At 72.8% G+C, this 17,147-nt stretch carries 13 protein-coding genes; 12 read left to right on the forward strand and 1 reads right to left on the reverse strand.

Annotated elements, in window-relative coordinates:
• Position 1: 1 nt before the first annotated feature.
• Entirely contained in the window at positions 2 to 538 is a 537-nt protein-coding gene (locus AB0J12_RS15505) for an HNH endonuclease (protein WP_363264795.1), read from the reverse strand.
• A gap of 318 nt (positions 539 to 856) precedes the next feature.
• On the opposite strand from AB0J12_RS15505, the gene AB0J12_RS15510 reads away from it, so the two are divergent.
• From AB0J12_RS15510 to AB0J12_RS15565, 12 genes are all read left to right on the forward strand, one after another.
• Positions 857 to 1,951: a mechanosensitive ion channel family protein gene (locus tag AB0J12_RS15510; RefSeq protein ID WP_363264796.1), complete on the forward strand. Its 1,095-nt coding sequence runs from the start codon at positions 857 to 859 to the stop codon at positions 1,949 to 1,951.
• A 287-nt stretch (positions 1,952 to 2,238) separates the two neighbouring features.
• Positions 2,239 to 3,450 carry an ROK family transcriptional regulator gene (locus AB0J12_RS15515; RefSeq protein WP_363264797.1) on the forward strand — a complete coding sequence of 404 codons (1,212 nt, stop codon included), beginning with the start codon at positions 2,239 to 2,241 and terminating at the stop codon, positions 3,448 to 3,450.
• Between the two features lie 85 nt (positions 3,451 to 3,535).
• Positions 3,536 to 4,879: an ABC transporter substrate-binding protein gene (locus AB0J12_RS15520; protein WP_363264798.1), complete on the forward strand. Its 1,344-nt coding sequence runs from the start codon at positions 3,536 to 3,538 to the stop codon at positions 4,877 to 4,879.
• 2 nt (positions 4,880 to 4,881) lie between these two features.
• Positions 4,882 to 5,823 carry a sugar ABC transporter permease gene (locus tag AB0J12_RS15525; protein ID WP_363264799.1) on the forward strand — a complete coding sequence of 314 codons (942 nt, stop codon included), beginning with the start codon at positions 4,882 to 4,884 and terminating at the stop codon, positions 5,821 to 5,823.
• A gap of 3 nt (positions 5,824 to 5,826) precedes the next feature.
• Positions 5,827 to 6,717, forward strand: coding sequence for a carbohydrate ABC transporter permease (locus AB0J12_RS15530; protein ID WP_363264800.1), 891 nt, complete (start codon positions 5,827 to 5,829; stop codon positions 6,715 to 6,717).
• A 6-nt stretch (positions 6,718 to 6,723) separates the two neighbouring features.
• The gene (locus tag AB0J12_RS15535; RefSeq protein WP_363264801.1) at positions 6,724 to 7,989 is read left to right on the forward strand and encodes a 6-phospho-beta-glucosidase; all 1,266 of its coding nucleotides are present in this window, start codon (positions 6,724 to 6,726) and stop codon (positions 7,987 to 7,989) included.
• Entirely contained in the window at positions 7,980 to 8,960 is a 981-nt protein-coding gene (locus AB0J12_RS15540; RefSeq protein WP_363264802.1) for a BadF/BadG/BcrA/BcrD ATPase family protein, read from the forward strand. The genes AB0J12_RS15535 and AB0J12_RS15540 overlap by 10 nt, the downstream gene beginning before the upstream one ends.
• Positions 8,961 to 9,258: 298 nt before the next feature.
• Entirely contained in the window at positions 9,259 to 10,653 is a 1,395-nt protein-coding gene (locus tag AB0J12_RS15545; protein WP_363264803.1) for a hypothetical protein, read from the forward strand.
• Between the two features lie 29 nt (positions 10,654 to 10,682).
• Complete coding sequence (locus tag AB0J12_RS15550; protein WP_363264804.1) at positions 10,683 to 11,702, forward strand: glutamate ABC transporter substrate-binding protein; 1,020 nt, start codon at positions 10,683 to 10,685, stop codon at positions 11,700 to 11,702.
• 54 nt (positions 11,703 to 11,756) lie between these two features.
• Positions 11,757 to 13,070, forward strand: coding sequence for a hypothetical protein (locus tag AB0J12_RS15555; protein WP_363264805.1), 1,314 nt, complete (start codon positions 11,757 to 11,759; stop codon positions 13,068 to 13,070).
• Positions 13,067 to 15,580 carry a tetratricopeptide repeat protein gene (locus AB0J12_RS15560; protein WP_363264806.1) on the forward strand — a complete coding sequence of 838 codons (2,514 nt, stop codon included), beginning with the start codon at positions 13,067 to 13,069 and terminating at the stop codon, positions 15,578 to 15,580. Before AB0J12_RS15555 ends, AB0J12_RS15560 begins: the two co-directional genes overlap by 4 nt.
• A gap of 3 nt (positions 15,581 to 15,583) precedes the next feature.
• A complete protein-coding gene (locus tag AB0J12_RS15565; RefSeq protein ID WP_363264807.1) occupies positions 15,584 to 17,053 on the forward strand; it encodes a PP2C family serine/threonine-protein phosphatase in 1,470 nt (489 codons plus the stop codon).
• The last annotated feature ends 94 nt before the right edge of the window (positions 17,054 to 17,147 follow it).

A 17,147-nucleotide genomic window follows, 5' to 3' on the forward strand; every position in this document is an offset into this window, starting at 1 on the left:
GTCAGGCGGAGATGCCGTCGATCCGGGCCAGGGCGTCGTCCGCGCCGAACGGCTGCAGGTAGGGCAGCCAGCGTGGATCCCTGTGGCCCGTGCCGATGATGCGCCAGGCCAGCCCGGTCGGCGGCGCCGGTTTGTGGCGCAGCCGCCAGCCCAGTTCGATCAGGTGGCGGTCGGCCTTGACGTGGTTGCAGCGGCGGCAGGAGGCCACCACGTTGTCCCAGACGTGCTTGCCACCGCGCGAGCGCGGGATGACGTGGTCGACGCTGGTTGCGACGCCACCGCAGTACATGCACCGGCCCCCGTCCCGGGCGAACAGCGCCCGGCGGGTCAGAGGAACGGGCCCCCGGTAGGGAACCCGCACGAATCGCTTGAGCCGGACCACGCTGGGTGCGGGGACGGTGACGGTTGCGCTGTGCAGAAAGGCGCCGGACTCCTCGAGGCAGACTGCCTTGTTCTCGAGGACGAGGACGAGCGCGCGGCGGAGCGGTACGACGCCGAGCGGCTCGTACGACGCGTTGAGGACCAGGACATGCGGCACGGATGCCTCCTTGTACGCCGGCGGCGCGTGGCTCGCGCCGGGACGATCCGTAGTCAGTCTCCCCTCATGCCTGGTGGCGGCGCCACCATGTCCCGGTAACGGGCTGGGAGTGTTTTCGACCACATCTGGTTCATCCCCCGGGCCGCGACCGGTTCAAGCCCAGGTGAGCACGGTCTCTCCTTGCCGCATCCGGCAGATGCACCCACCATGCCCCGTTAGTGTGGTGCTCCTGCCCTCCGGTGACCTTTCCGTGACCTTGACGACCGGGACCACCGTCCCGTGCCCGGGGGCAGACCGCTGCACCTGGAGGTATCCGCCGTGTCCTTGCCCGCCGTCCTACTGGCCGCCGGTCCCTCGCCGTCGCCGTCCGGTTCCCAGACGCCGCCGGTGACCGTACCCACGCTCCAGGACGCGCAGGAGAGCGCGACGAACGCGGCGAGCTGGATCGAGCAGAACTGGTCGACGTGGCTCGCGATCGGCCTGCGCGTGCTGCTGATCCTGGTGATCGCGACGGTGCTGCGGGTGGCGGTGCGGCGGGCGATCACCAAGCTCATCGACCGGATGACCCGTACGGTCCAGGCGGTGGACGGCACCGCGCTCGGCGGCCTGCTGGTGAACGCCGAGCGCCGCCGCCAGCGCTCGCAGGCGATCGGCTCGGTGCTGAGGTCGGTGGCGTCGTTCCTGATCCTCGGCACCGCCGCGCTGATGGTGCTGGCCACTTTCGACATCAACCTCGCCCCGCTGCTGGCCTCCGCCGGTGTCGCGGGCGTGGCGATCGGTTTCGGCGCGCGCAACCTGGTCACGGACTTCCTGTCCGGCGTGTTCATGATCCTTGAGGACCAGTACGGGGTCGGCGACACGATCGACGCGGGTGTCGCGTCGGGCGAGGTGATCGAGGTCGGCCTGCGCGTGACGAAGCTGCGCGGCGACAGCGGCGAGATCTGGTACGTCCGCAACGGCGAGGTCAAGCGCATCGGCAATCTCTCGCAGGGCTGGGCGACGGCCGGGGTGGACGTCACCGTCAAGACGTCGGAGGACCTGGACCGGGTGAAGGCCACCCTCGACGAGGTCGCCGAGACGATGGGCAAGGAAGAGCCCTGGAACGAGTTGCTGTGGAGCCCGATCCAGGTGCTCGGCCTGGACAGCGTGCTGATCGACTCCATGGTCGTCCGGGTCTCCGCCCGGACCATGCCGGGCAAGTCCCTCGCGGTGGAGCGGGAGCTGCGCTGGCGTATCAAGCGCGCCTTCGACGCCGCCGACATCCGCATCGTCGGCGGTGCGACGGCTCCCGCGGAGGATGCGGTTCCGGACCCGTCGGCCTCGGTCGCCGCCCCGTCCGCGTTCGCCAACTCCACCTCCACGCAGGCCCAGGCGACCACGCCGCTCGTCCCGCCGCCGAGCGCTTCGAAGTAACCGCCCACGGCTCGTCGCCGACGCCGCGCAATGCGTCGCCGACGCCCCGCTCGGCTCTTCCCCGACGCCCCACTCGGCCCTTCCCCGGCGCGCCCGCGGCTCTTCCCCGACGCCCCCGCAGGTAACGACTCCGTTGCCGCGGGGGTGTCGTGTCTTGACGGCCGCTTCACGGCGGGCTTACGTTCCTGACCGGCGATAGGAAACTTTCCTAACAGTGTCGGAGCCGGGTGGACAGCCCTCCCCGCGCACTGGAAGGCTGTCCCGCTGGAAAGGCAGGTGCGCACCCCATGGCAGGAACCGCCGGTACGCCGGGCACCCCGCGCGTGCTGCGCGCCATGAACGACCGTGCCGCCCTGGACCTGCTCCTGGAGCACGGCCCGCTCTCGCGTACCCGCATCGGCAAGCTCACCGGCCTGTCGAAGCCGACCGCCTCCCAGTTGCTGGCGCGTCTCGAGGCGGCCGGGCTGGTGCTGGCCACCGGCAGGGCCGAGGGCCGCCCCGGCCCCAACGCCCAGCTGTACGAGGTCAACCCCAGCGCCGCCCACGCCGCCGGCCTCGACGTCACCCCGGGCCGCATCCGGGCCGCCGTCGCCGACATCACCGGGCGCACCGTCGGCCGCTACGAGCTGGCCACGCCCGGCCGGCGCCCCGCGCAGCCCGTCACCCAGCAGGTCACCGACGCCCTCGACGGTGCCGTCAAGGCCGCCGGGCTGGCCCGCTCCGACGTCCACCGGCTCGTCATCGGCACCCCCGGCGCCTTCGACCCGGGCACCGGCCGGCTGCGCTACGCCTCGCACCTGCCCGGCTGGCACTCCCCCACCCTGCTCGACGAACTCGCGGCCGCGCTGCCGATGCCGGTGGAGTACGAGAACGACGTCAACCTCGTCGCGCTCGCCGAGCAGCGTCTGGGCGCCGCCCGCGGGCGCGAGGACTTCGTGCTGCTGTGGAACCAGGAGGGCCTGGGCGCCGCACTGGTCCTCGGCGGCCGGCTGCACCGCGGCTTCACCGGCGGCGCGGGAGAGGTGGGTTTCCTTCCGGTCCCCGGCACCCCGCTGGTGCGCGGGGTGAGGAAAGCCAACAGTGGTGGCTACCAGGAACTGGCCGGCTCGCAGGCCGTCCCCCAGCTCGCCCGCGAACTCGGCATGAGCGACGTCCCGTCCGGGCCGCACGAGGAGGCCGCGGCGGCGCTGGTGGCCCGGGCCGCCGCCGAGGAGACCGTGCTGGGCCGGCTGCTGCTGCAGACGTACGCCACCCGGCTGGCCACCGGTCTCGCCTCGCTGGTCTCCGTGCTCGACCCCGAGCTGGTCGTGCTCTCCGGCGCCTCGCTCACCAGCGGCGGCGAGGTGCTGCGCGCCCTGATCGAGGACGAGCTGCAGGAGCTGGCCGCCTCCCGGCCCCGGCTCGTGGTCGGTGAGGTCACCGACCAGCCCGTCCTGCGCGGCGCACTGGAGCGCGCGCTGACCGTCACCCGCGACGAGGTCTTCGACACCTCGCGCTAGCCCCTCGGAGCACCTCCTCCTTCCCGACCCCGCCCCCTCAGAGCACCTCCTCCTTTCCCGACCCCGCCCCCTGGGAGGCCTCGCCATGCCCGAAGTCATACCGTCACTCGCCCGAAAGACGGCTTTCGCCCTGACCGCGTCGCTGGCCCTGCTGGCCACCGCCTGCACCGGCCAGTCCGGCGCCGGCGTAAGCGACGACCCGTCGAAGGACACGACGATCACCTTCTGGCACGCCTGGAGCGCGCCGAACGAGGTCAAGGCCGTCAAGGAGCTGGTCGCCGGCTTCGAGAAGGCGCACCCGAACATCCACGTCGACGTCGTCGGCAACATGACCGACGACAAGATCAACCAGGCGCTGCGCGCGGGCGGCACCAAGGCGCCCGACGTGATCTCCTCCTTCACCACGAACAACGTGGGCAAGTTCTGCTCCTCCGGCGCGCTGGTCGATCTGAACCCCTTCTTCAGGAAGGCGAAGATCGACCCGCAGCAGACCTTCCCGAGGGCGATGAACGAGTACACGCAGTTCGAGGGCAACCGCTGCGCGGTCCCGCTGCTCGGCGACGCCTACGGCCTGTACTACAACAAGACGGCGTTCGCGAAGGCAGGCATCACCTCCCCGCCGAAGACCTGGTCGCAGTTCGAGGCCGACGCCAAGAAGCTGACCGTCCCTCAGGGCGACTCCTTCCGGCAGCTCGGCTTCATGCCGGACTACCACGGCTGGGAGTCGACCACCGAGCACTACCTCGGCCAGTTCTCCCCGACGTACTTCGACCGGGACGGCAAGTCGAACATCGCCGGGGACCCGGCGTTCGAGAAGGGCTTCACACTGCAGAAGCGGCTCGTCGACGCACTCGGCGGCTTTCAGAAGCTGGAGCGCTACCGGGCGAAGCTGGGCGACGAGTGGGGCCCCAAGCACCCCTTCCACACCGGCCAGGTCGCCATGCAGCTCGACGGCGAGTGGCGGCTCGGCATGGCCCTGGACGCCAGGCCCGGCTTCGACATCGGCGTGGCCCCGCTCCCGGTCCCCGACGACCAGGCCGACCAGTACGGCAAGGGCTACATCACCGGCACCATCGCCGGCATCGCCGCCACCAGCACGAAGCAGAACGCCGCGTGGGAACTGGTGAAGTACATGACCACCGACACCGACGCGGTGGCGGGCTTCTCCAACGCGATCCACAACGTTCCCTCCGCCCTGGCCGCCCTGAAGTCGCCGAAGCTCCACTACGACCCGCGCTTCAAAACGTTCCTGGACATCGCCGCGAACCCGCACTCCACGAGCACGCCCGCATCCGTCAACGGCGGGCAGTACCTGGTGACGATCCAGCAGCTCGGCTACGACTACGAGAGCGGCAAGGTCACCGATATCAAGGCCGGTCTGAAGCAGGCGGCCGCGCAGATCGACACGGACATCGCGCAGGCGAAGTAGCGATGAGCGCGATCACCCTGGCGTCCAAGCGCCGCCGCGCGGCGCTGCGCAACCTCGCCTTCCTGTCGCCCTGGCTGATCGGGTTCGCGGTCTTCTTCGCCTACCCGCTCCTGTCCACGGTCTACTTCTCGTTCATGCACTACGACGGCTTCCGGCCGCCGACGTGGAGCGGGACGAAGAACTGGTCCTACGTCTTCGCGCACTACCCGCTGTTCTGGCCCGCCCTGCGCAACACGCTGTGGCTGGTGCTCGTCATGGTGACCCTGCGGGTGGTCTTCGGACTGGGCGTCGGGCTGCTCATCACGAAGATCAAGACCGGTACGGGCGTCTTCCGCACGCTCTTCTACCTGCCCTACCTGGCCCCGCCCGTGGCCGCCACCATGGCCTTCGCGTTCCTGCTCAACCCCGGCACCGGGCCGGTGAACTCGATCCTGGAGAAGGTGGGCGTGCCGGCGCCCGGCTGGTTCAACGACCCCTCCTGGTCCAAGCCGGCGCTCACCCTGCTCGCGCTGTGGGGCATCGGCGACCTGATGGTGATCTTCATGGCGGCGCTGCTCGACGTGCCCACCGAGCAGTACGAGGCGGCGGAGCTGGACGGGGCGTCGGCCTGGCAGCGGTTCCGGTTCGTCACGCTGCCGAACATCTCCCCCATCGTGATGTTCGCCGTGGTCACCGGCGTGATCCAGACGATGCAGTACTACACACAGCCGCTGATCGCCGGGAAGGTCGCCTCCGGTGTGATCCAGGGCGCGGGCACCCAGTTCGAGCCCGGCTACCCGGACAAGTCCACGCTCACCCTCCCGCAACTCGTCTACAACCTCGGCTTCCAGCGCTTCGACTACGGCTCCGCCTGTGTCGTCGCCCTGGTGCTGTTCGCCCTGTCGATGGTGTTCACCGCGTTCCTGATGCGGCGCCGCGGCGGTCTGATCCAGGCAGGTGACTGACCCATGACCCAGGTTCTGGACCAGCCGGTGCAGGTCACCGTGCGACCCGCGGCCGAGCGCACCGCCCGCCGCCGGGCCCTGCTGGAGTGGATCGCGGTGCACTCCCTCGGTGTCGCCGCCGCGCTGTTCTTCGTCCTGCCGTTCGTGTTCGTGTTCCTCACCTCCCTGATGAGCGACAGCCAGGCCCTCAGCCGGGACCTCGTCCCGCACACCTGGGAATGGGGCAACTACCGGAAGGTCTTCGACACCCCCGGTTTCCTCACCTGGTGGAAGAACACCCTGCTCTACGCGGGACTGGGAACCATCCTTACGGTCGTCTCCTCGATCCCCGTGGCGTACGCGCTCGCCAAGTTCCGCTTCCGCGGCCGCAATCTGGCGCTGATGCTGGTGATCTCGATGATGATGCTGCCGCCGCAGGTCGTCGTCATCCCGATGTACCTGTTCTGGGCCAAGCAGCTGGACCTGTCCGGCTCACTGTGGCCGCTGATCGTCCCCATGGCGTTCGGCGACGCGTTCTCCATCTTCCTGCTGCGGCAGTTCCTGACGACCATCCCGAACGAGTACCTGGACGCGGCGAGGGTCGACGGCTGCGGCGACCTGAGAACCCTGCTGCGGGTCGTCCTGCCGATGGCGAAGCCCGGCATCGCCGCCGTCGCCCTGTTCCAGTTCTTCTACGCCTGGAACGACTACTTCGGCCCGCAGATCTACGCCTCCGAGAACCCCGGCGCCTGGACGCTGAGTTACGGCCTGGAGTCCTTCAAGGGCGCGCACCACACCGACTGGAACCTCACCATGGCCGCCACCGTGCTGGTCATGGCCCCCGTGATCCTCGTGTTCTTCTTCGCGCAGAAGGCGTTCGTCGAGGGCGTCACGCTCACCGGAGTGAAGGGTTAACCGCATATGAAACTCACCGTGGTAGGGGGCGGCTCGACCTACACCCCCGAACTCGTCGACGGCTTCGCACGCCTGCGGGACACCCTCCCCGTCGAGGAACTGGTCCTCGTCGACCCGGCCGCAGAGCGGCTCGATCTGGTGGGCGGCCTGGCCCGCCGCATCCTCGCCAAGCAGGGCCACCCGGGCCGCGTCGTCATCACCGCCGACCTCCACGCCGCTGTGGACGGCGCGGACGCGGTGCTGCTGCAGCTGCGGGTGGGCGGGCAGGCGGCCCGCGAGCAGGACGAGACATGGCCGCTGGAGTGCGGCTGCGTCGGCCAGGAGACCACCGGCGCGGGCGGCCTCGCCAAGGCGCTGCGCACCGTGCCCGTGGTCCTCGACATCGCCGAGCGGGTCCGCCGCGCCAGCCCGCACGCCTGGATCATCGACTTCACCAACCCGGTCGGCATCGTCACCCGCGCCCTGCTCCAGGCCGGCCACAAGGCGGTCGGGCTGTGCAACGTGGCGATCGGGCTGCAGCGCAAGTTCGCCGCCCACCTCGGCGTCTCCCCCGCCGAGGTGTACCTGGACCACGTCGGCCTGAACCACCTCACCTGGGAGACCGGGGTGCGCCTGGGCGGCCCCGAGGGCGAGGAGGTGCTGCCCCGCCTGCTCGCCGAGCACGGCGACGCCATCGCCGCCGACCTGCGCCTGCCCCGCCCGCTGCTGGACCGCCTCGGTGTCGTCCCGTCGTACTATCTGCGCTACTACTACGCCCACGACGAGGTCGTCGGCGAACTGCGCACCAAGCCGTCGCGGGCGGCCGAGGTCGCCGCGATGGAGAAACAACTGCTCGAGATGTACGGCGATCCGGCGCTGGACGAGAAGCCGGAGCTGCTGGCCAAGCGGGGCGGGGCCTACTACTCGGAGGCCGCCGTCGACCTCGCGGCGGCGCTGCTGGGCGGCGCGGGCAGCCCCTACCAGGTGGTGAACACCCTGAACAACGGCACGCTGCCCTTCCTGCCCGACGACGCGGTGGTCGAGGTGCAGGCCGCGGTCGGCGCCAAGGGCGCCGCGCCGCTGCCCGTGCCGCGCCTGGACCCCCTGTACGCGGGCCTGATCGCGAACGTCACCGCGTACGAGGACCTGGCCCTGCAGGCGGCCCTGAAGGGCGGCCGCGACCGCGTCTTCCGCGCGCTGCTCGCCCACCCGCTGATCGGCCAGTACGCCTACGCCGACACCCTCACCGACCGGCTGATCGCGCACAACCGGGAGCACCTTCCGTGGGCCTGACGGGGAGCGTCCTCGCCATCGACGCCGGCAACAGCAAGACCGACGTGGCGGTCGTGGCCGCGGACGGCACCGTCCTCGCCACGGCCCGCGGCGGCGAGTTCCGGCCACCCACGGTCGGCGTTCGGGCGGCGGTGGACACGCTCGCGCGGGCGGTCGCGGAGGCGTACGCGCGTGCCGGGGTGACCGCCGTCGGGCATGTCTCCGCCTGTCTGGCCAACGCCGATCTGCCGGTGGAGGAGGAGCAGTTGGCGGCGGCCCTGCACGCGCGTGCGTGGGGCTCGTCCGTCGAGGTGCGCAACGACACCTTCGCGATCCTGCGGGCCGGCGTCGCCGAGCCGCGTGGGGTGGCCGTGGTGTGCGGCGCCGGGATCAACTGCGTCGGCATGCGCCCCGGCGGCCGTACCGCTCGCTTCCCGGCGATCGGCCGCATCTCCGGGGACTGGGGCGGCGGCTGGTTCCTGGCCGAGGAGGCGCTGTGGCACGCGGCGCGCGCGGAGGACGGGCGCGGCGGCCCCACCGAGCTGGCCCGCACCCTGCCCGCGCACTTCGGCCTGGACTCCATGTACGCGCTGATCGAGGCCCTGCACCTGGGACACGTGGAGCACGCCCGCCGGCACGAGCTGACGCCGGTGCTGTTCGCCACCGCGGCCGCCGGCGACCCGGTGGCCCGCCGGATCGTCGACCGGCTCGCCGAGGAGATCACCACCATGGCGGTGGTCGCGCTGACCCGCCTGGACCTGCTGTCGGAGGAGACCCCGGTGCTGCTCGGCGGCGGGGTCCTCGCCGCCGGCCACGCCCAGCTCGACGACGCGGTACGGCAGCTGCTGGCCGAACGCGCGCCCAAGGCCGTACCGCGGGTGGTTCGGGAGCGGCCCGTGCTGGGGGCGGCGCTGCTGGGCATGGACCGGCTGGGAGCGGCGGCCGCGGCGCAGGAACGGCTGCGGGCACACTTCGCGCATGACGCGAGCTGAGCGGTACGGCGACGTACGCGATGGGGTGACCGTCCGTCACCCGTGAGTGACGTCGGGGGAACCGATCCGGTTCCCCCGACGTATTCATGGGCAGGGCAGTTTCAGGACGGGCAGGCACGGGACATCCGGCGCCGGGCCGCGCACCACGCTGCGATCGGATCAAGATCGGGTGACGGCCGGTGCGGATACGGGCCCCGGCAGCGATACTTGCGGCGACGGATGACCATGGGGGAGGTCAGCAGTGACACACCCGCAGCGAAGCAGTGCGGCGCCACCGCCGGGCCCCGGCACGCCCACGATGCCGGCGATCCCCCCGCAGCCCGCCGTCCGTCCCCCCGCGCCCGCGGCGACCACGGGCCCCGTCTCCCCCGCACCGGGCCGCCCCGCGCGCCGTACGGCGTTCGCGGAGGGCGTGGAGCGGCTGCGCACCGCCGCCGTCACGGAACCGGGCCGGCTGCGCACCATCGGAGCCGTCCTCGCGCTGCTCGTCGTCGCGTTCGGCGCGGTCACCGCCTGGCAGGTCACCGAGCGGGCGGCCGCCGCCGACGACGTCCTGCACAAGAGCCGGCCGCTGAGCGCCGCCGCGGCCGACATCTACCGCTCGCTCGCCGACGCCAACACCGCTGCCTCCAGCGGCTTCCTGGCCGGCGGCCAGGAGACCAAGGCATCCCGCGACCGCTACGAGCGGGACATCCGCACGGCGGCCACCGGCCTGGTCACCGCCGCCGGCAGTTCCGACCCCGGCTCCCCGGCCGCCGCCACCATCACGAAGCTCAACCGGCTGCTGCCCGAGTACAAGGGCCTGGTGGAGCGCGCCCGCACCTACAACCGGCAGGGCTTCCCGGTCGGCGGCGCCTACCTGAGGTACGCCAACGAGAAGATGCAGCAGCAGATGCTCCCGGCGGCCGAGGACCTGTACACCAAGGAGAACGAGCGCCTGAGCGCCGACTACGCGGACGCCACGCCCTACCCTTGGGCGGCGATCGGGCTCGGAGTGCTGGCGCTGGCCGCGCTGGGCTGGGCCCAGCACCGGCACTACCGGCGCACCCACCGCGTCCTCAACCAGGGCCTGGTCGCCGCCACCACGGCGGCCGCGGTGGTGCTGTTGTGGCTGGTCGTCGGCCACAGCGTCGCCCGCGCTGACCTGAACGACTCCCGCGAGAGGGGCGTGCGCTCGCTCAACGTCCTGCAGGACGCCCGTATCGCCTCCCTGAAGGCCCGCAGCAACGAGAACCTCACCCTGGTGGCGCGCGGCGCGGAGACGACCAAGGACGGCAAGGACCGATACGACGCCTCCTTCCGGACGGACATGGCCGCCCTGGACAAGAGCCTGGCCGCGGCCCGCCGGCTCGCCGACGACACCGCCGGCGCGAAGCCGGTCACCGCGGCCGTCGGCAACATGGCGGAGTGGAACCGGCGCCATGACGCGGCCCGCGGCCAGGACGAGTCCGGCGAGTACGAGAAGGCGCTGAACGGCGTGATCGGCGCCAAGGGCGCCACCGGTGAGTGCTTCGACAGCGTCGACGCCAACCTGGCCGCGGCGCTGGCGCACGAGGAGACGGAGTTCCGGCAGGCGGCCGGCGACGGCCTGGACGCGATGGCCGGCCTGGCGTGGGGCGCCGCCGCCCTCGCCGTGCTGGGCGCGGCCGGCGCGGTCCTCGGCATCGGCCGCAGGCTGTCGGAGTACCGATGAGGGACGCACGGGTGGAAGGGGGCGTGACGATGAGGCTGCGACACCTGCGGGCCGAACTCAGGGGCTGGGGCGGGGTCGGCGCGATGGCGGTCGTGTGCGCCCTGGCGCTGGCGTGCGCGCTGCTGCTGCCCCTGACCCAGCGCGGCGGCGGGAGCGCTCCGGCGAGGGACGACGCCTCCGGGGTCGCCGTCGGCACCCAGGCGCGCGCCGGGACGTGCGCGGCCCCCGAGAAGCAGACGCCGGCGCCCTCGGCGGCCGACGGGCCCACCATCGCCCGGATCAAGGCCAAGGGGAAGCTGGTCGTCGGCGTCGACCAGAACAGCTACCGCTGGGGCTACCGCGACCCGAACAAGAAGGGCGCGCAGCTGGAGGGCTTCGACATCGACCTGGTGCACGCCATCGCCCGGGACCTGCTCGGCGACCCCGACGCGGTGCAGTTCAAGGCCATCCCGACCAACCAGCGCATCCAGGCGATCCAGAGCGGCGTCGTCGACATGGTCGTCCGCACGATGACGATCACCTGCAAGCGCCTGCAGGACGTCGCCTTCTCCGCCCCGTACTTCCGCACCGGCCAGCAGGTCCTCGCGCCCAAGGACTCGCCGATCACGGGCTACGACGACACGCTCGCCGGCAAGAAGATCTGCACGGCGGCCGGTTCGACGGCGTACACGACGCTCGCGGACGACCGGAAGGCGGGCCGGCTGCCCGCCTCCGCGGACATCTCCACCACCGTCCCGAACCAGCTGGACTGCCTGGTCCGCCTGCAGCTCGGCGAGGTCGACGCGGTGGTCACCGACGGCGCGCTCGCCGCGAGCCAGGCCGCCCAGGACCCGACGGTCGAACTGAAGGGAAGTGCCTTCACCACCGAGTACTACGGCGTGGCGATGAAGAAGGACGCGGACGATCTGGTACGCCGGGTCAATCGCATCCTGGTCGCCTACAGCGCGAGCGGCTGGCAGACGTCGTACGGCACCTGGCTGTCGGCGACACTGGGGAGCGACGCGGCGACGTCCAGACCGCCCGCGCCGCAGTACCTGCGCACGAGCTGAGCGAAGCGCGGACACGAGCACCGCAACGACCCACACAGCAGCGAGAGGTGATCGATGGGCGTCACGGACCCCGCCGGGCCGGTGATGGACCGGGACGAGGTGGACCGTGCGCTGGCGCGGCTCGGCCAGGAGCACGAGGCGATCGAGACGTCGCTGCTGGCCCTGCAGGACCACGCGGGCCGCAGGCTGCTGGAGGGCGCCGAACTGACCGGCGTCACCCGTGAGCGCTGGATCGCCACGGAGGCGTCGATCATGCTGCTGTGGACGTACTTCGACGCCTACACGGCCGCGCTGCGCACCGCCCGCGAGATCCGCTCGCGGCGCCGCTGGTCCAGCCGCGAGGACCTGGTGGAGCTGACCGAGCTGCTGCGCGGCGACTGTGTGACCGTCGCCGACGCCCCCGCCGGGCAGGGTGGTTCGGGCAAACTGAGCGAGCGGTACTCGCTGGCGGAGCTGGTCGACCGGATGAACGAGCTGTACGCCGCCGGCCTGGACATGGTCGTCGCCGCCGACGCGGTGTGGTCGGCGCTGCCGGCCCGTATCGATTTACTCGCCGCCGAACTCCAGCGCACCCGGCAGCTCGCCCACTCCGTCGGAGTGCGCCCCGGCGAGCATCCGGCCGGTGACGACCTGGAGCGCATCACGCGCACGCTGACGAAGCTGCGCGAGGAGGTGGTCAGTGACCCGCTGGCGTACTGGCTGCCCGCGCAGGGCAGTTCGGCGCCCGGCGGCGGCCGCCCGGACACCGCGGTCTACGACCGTGAGGCGCGGGCCCTGGACGAGGTGCGCCGGGAGATCGAGGCCGTGCTCACCGTCCGGCAGGACGCCGAGAAGCGGCTGGTGCGGCTGCGGGACGTGCTCTCCCGCGCCGACCGCACCCTCGCCGAGGCCCGCACCGCGCGCGGTGAGGTGCTGGCGAAGATCGCGGCGACCGAGGTGCCGGTGGTCAGCGGCCCGCCGACCGCGCTGCACGAGCAACTGGCCGCGGCCGCCGAGTACCGCCGGCAGGCCCAGTGGCACCGGCTGTCGCCGCTGCTGGAGTCGCTGGAGCAGCGGGCGGAGGACGAACTGCTGCGGGCTCGCGAGTCGTTGACCGCGGTCACCGCGCCGCTCGCGGTCCGCGCCGAGCTGCGCGGCCGCCTGGACGCCTACAAGGCGAAGGTGGCCCGGCACGGGCTGGCGGAGGACCCGCTGCTGATCGAGCGGTACGAGAAGGCGCGCCGCATGCTGTGGAGCGCGCCGTGCGATCTGCGCGTCGCCGGACAGGCCGTGCTGCGCTACCAGCAGGCGGCCGCCGAGGCGCTCGCCGCGCCGCGGGTGCCGGAGCAGCAGAGCCGGTCGGAGGACGTCAGGGGGGAGCCGTCATGAGCCGTGCGGGACAGAGCTGTCAGCGGCCGGGCTGCGACGGGGCGTACGAGGACGTCGGCGGCGGCGAACTGTACTGCGACACCTGCGGGCTCGCGCCGGTCGTCTCCCCGACCGGCATGGTCGGCTCGGTGCCGACCGGCCTCACCGCGGGCGGCCGGGGCTCCAAGGGCTCCTCCAGCACGAGCGCGCGCAGCTCCCGTACGTCCTCGCAGTCGTCGAAGTCGCGGCGCTCGGTGTCCGGGCGGCTGTCGCGCTCGCTGTCGGGGAAGTCGACGGGCCGCTCGGTGTCGGTGCGCAGCTCGGGCTCGGGCGCGGCCTCCTCGGGCCGTTCCCGGCTCGGCGCGGGCCTGGTGCAGGTGCCGCCGATCCCGCGGCCCGACCCGCGCGCCATGGTGCTGGACGACGCGGAGGTGCCCGAGCGCAAGCGGTTCTGCTCCCGCTCGGACTGCGGGGCGCCGGTCGGCCGCGCGCGCGGGGACCGGCCGGGCCGCACCGAGGGGTTCTGCACCAAGTGCGGGCACCCGTACTCGTTCGTGCCGAAGCTGAAGGCCGGGGACGTGGTGCGCGGCCAGTACGAGGTCGTGGGCTGCCTGGCGCACGGCGGCCTCGGCTGGATCTACCTCGCCGTGGACCGGGCCGTCGCGGACCGGTGGGTGGTGCTCAAGGGCCTGCTGGACACCGGTGACCAGGACGCGATGGCCGCCGCGATCTCCGAGCGGCGCTTCCTCGCGGAGATCGAGCACGCCAACATCGTGCGGATCTACAACTTCGTCGAGCACCTCGACCAGCGCACCGGCTCCCTCGACGGTTACATCGTCATGGAGTACGTCGGCGGCAAGTCCCTCAAGGAGATCGCCAACGCCCGCCGCACGCCCGACGGCCACCGCGACCCGCTGCCCGTGGAACAGGCCTGCGCGTACGGCATCGAGGCGCTGGAGGCCCTCGGCCATCTGCACAGCCGCAACCTGCTGTACTGCGACTTCAAGGTCGACAACGCCATCCAGACCGAGGACGAGCTGAAGCTGATCGACATGGGCGCCGTGCGCCGCATGGACGACGACGAGTCCGCGATCTACGGCACGGTCGGCTACCAGGCGCCCGAGGTCGCCGACGTCGGCCCGTCGGTGGCGAGCGACCTGTACACGGTCGGCCGGACGCTGGCCGTCCTCACCTTCGACTTCCAGGGCTACACCACCGTCTACGCCGACTCGCTGCCCGACCCCGACACCATCGAGGTCTTCCGCCGGTACGAGTCCTTCTACCGCCTGCTGGTGCGCGCCACCGACCCGGACCCGGCCCGCCGGTTCGCCTCCGCGCAGGAGATGGCCGAGCAGCTCACCGGGGTGCTGCGCGAGGTGGTGTCGCTGCAGTCGGGGCGGGCGCGGCCGGCGCTGTCGACGCTGTTCGGACCGGAAGTGAAGGTCACGGACACGGAGTTGTTCCCGCGGCTGGAGGGCGAGGTGTCCCGGCTGGGGGCGCGGGCGGTGCGCGGGCGGCGGGGTGCGGGAGGCGCAGCGGCGGCGGGTGCTGCCGGAACGAACGGTGCCGGTGCCTCCGGTGTTTCCGGGATCCCCGCGTCGCTGGTGCGGCCGGTGGACATCCGTGCGGCCGCGCTCGCCCTGCCCGTGCCGCACGTCGACTCCGGGGACCCCAACGCCGGTTTCCTGATGGGCCTGATGACCTCCGCGCCCGCCGAGCTGCTCAACGCGCTCGCCGCCGCGCCGGCGCCGTCGGTGGAGACCCGGCTGCGGCAGGCGCGCGCCTGGCTGGAGCACGGCGACTTCGACGCGGCGCGCATGGCGCTGGCCAAGCTGGACGACGAACGTCCGGACGACTGGCGGGTGGTCTGGTACCGGGGCGTGGCCGCGCTGGTGACGGGCGACCACGAGGACGCCGCGCTCGCCTTCGACGCGGTCTACGACGCCTTCCCCGGCGAGATCGCGCCCAAGCTGGCGCTCGGCCTGTGCGCGGAGGTGCTGGGCCAGCTGGACAACGCCGCCGAGTACTACCGGCTGGTGTGGGCGAGCGACCCGAGCCATGTCAGCGCCGCGTTCGGCCTGGCCCGGGTGCGCCTCGCCTCGGGTGACCGCGCGGGTGCCGTCCACACACTGGAGTCGGTGCCGGAGGCGTCCATCCACTACACGGCCGCCCGCGTGGCGGCGGTGCGGGCCCGGCTGCGCCGGCGCACGGCGGACGGTGCGTTCCTGGACGACCTGACGGCCGCCGCCGCACAGGTCGAGGCGCTTCAGGCGTACGGTCTGGACCAGGGGCGGCGCGAGCAGTTGGCCACGGAAGTGCTCGGGTGCGCCCTGGACTGGATACTCTCCGGGGGCCAGGGCGGCACGCCGGCCGCCCGGCGAGTGCTGCTCGGCAGCGAACTGGACGAACGCGGGCTGCGCTTCGGACTCGAGCGCTCGTACCGCACGCTGGCCCGGCTCGCGCCCGGCGGCGAGGAAAGGATCGACCTGGTGGAACGTGCCAACCGTTACCGCCCCCGGACGTGGGTGTAGTTGATGTCGCAGATGCCCCAGCAGGCAGCCCTGTCGAACTGCCCGAGCTGTGCGGAGCCGCTCGAGTCGGGTGACCGTTTCTGCGGCGCGTGCGGATACGACCTGTCCGCCGTGCCGGCACCGCCGCGGGACCATCCGCCGGTCGCGAGGAACGGCTCGGCGTCACAGCCGGACCCGGGCACGGCAGCGCAGCCCGGCCCCGGCACGGCGGGCCCGTGGCCGCAGGCGGCCGAGCCGGGCGGCTCGCACACCCCGCCCTCGGTGCATCTGCCGACGGATCTGCCGGGCACCGACTCGGGCGGCGGCGCACTCCCGGGCCCGGCACCGCAGATGCCGCCCACGGCCGCGCCCGCTCCCCCGGTGGTGCCCCCGCAGGCCCCGTCCGCGGCCGCCGCGGGCCCCGCCGTACCGCCGCAGGCACCGGCCGCCGTACCCCCGCAGGCTCCCGCCGCTCCCGCCGCCGGCGTCCGCTTCGACCGGCCGGACGAGCCCGACGAGTACGCGTTGCAGGCGCCCGACCCGCGCGCGGCAGCGGAGGCCGCCGCGGCCGCGCCGGAGACCTCGGTGTGCGTGGCGTGCCGGGCGGGCCGGGTGGACAGCGACGGCTACTGCGAGAACTGCGGGCACGCCCAGCCCCGCGAACGCGACCACATGGAGCAGGAGTCCGGTCCGGTGGCCGCCGTCAGCGACCGCGGGCTGCGCCACCACCGCAACGAGGACGCGTTCGCCCTCGCCACCACCGCGCTGCCCGACGGCTCCCCGGTGTCCGTGGCGATCGTCTGCGACGGCGTGTCCTCCGCGACCCGCCCCGACGACGCCTCCCTGGCCGCGTCCCGCGCGGCCGGCGACGCGCTGCTGACCGCCCTGCCGCGCGGCACGCACCCGCAGCAGGCGATGCACGACGCGATCGTCGCCGCCTCGCAGGCCGTCAACGCCCTGGCCGACGAGCCGGAGACGGCCCGCGAGCACGCCCCGCACCAGAACGCACCGGCGTGCACCCTGGTCGGCGCGGTGGTGACGAACGGCCTGCTGGTCGTCGGCTGGGTCGGCGACAGCCGCGTCTACTGGGTGCCGGCCGACCGCAGCGCACCCCCGGCCCGGCTTACCGAGGACGACTCCTGGGCCGCGCAGATGGTCGCCGCCGGGCTGATGAGCGAGGCGGAGGCGTACGCCGACGAGCGCGCCCACGCGATCACCGGCTGGCTCGGCGCGGACGCCTACGAACTGGAACCGCACACCGCCAGCTACAAGCCGGACCGGCCCGGCGTGGTCGTCGTCTGCACCGACGGGCTGTGGAACTACGCGGAGGGGGCGGAGGAGATGGCCGAGGTGGTTCCCCTGGACGCCGCCGTGCGTCCGCTGCACAGCGCGCGGGTCCTGGTCGGCCACGCCCTGGACGGCGGGGGCCACGACAACGTAACAGTGGCGGTCGTGCCGTTCCCCGGGCCGCCGCAGGGGGCAGGATCGGCCTGAGGCCCGCGCGCGGGACCACCCCGGGCCGGCCTCGCACGGGGAAGCCAGCGGGCCGGAGGGGACCGGTCCGCGCCGGGTCCACACCCATGCGTGT

Origin of the sequence: Streptomyces sp. NPDC049915 (genome assembly GCF_040656475.1) — a bacterium.
Taxonomy (GTDB): Bacteria; Actinomycetota; Actinomycetes; order Streptomycetales; family Streptomycetaceae; genus Streptomyces.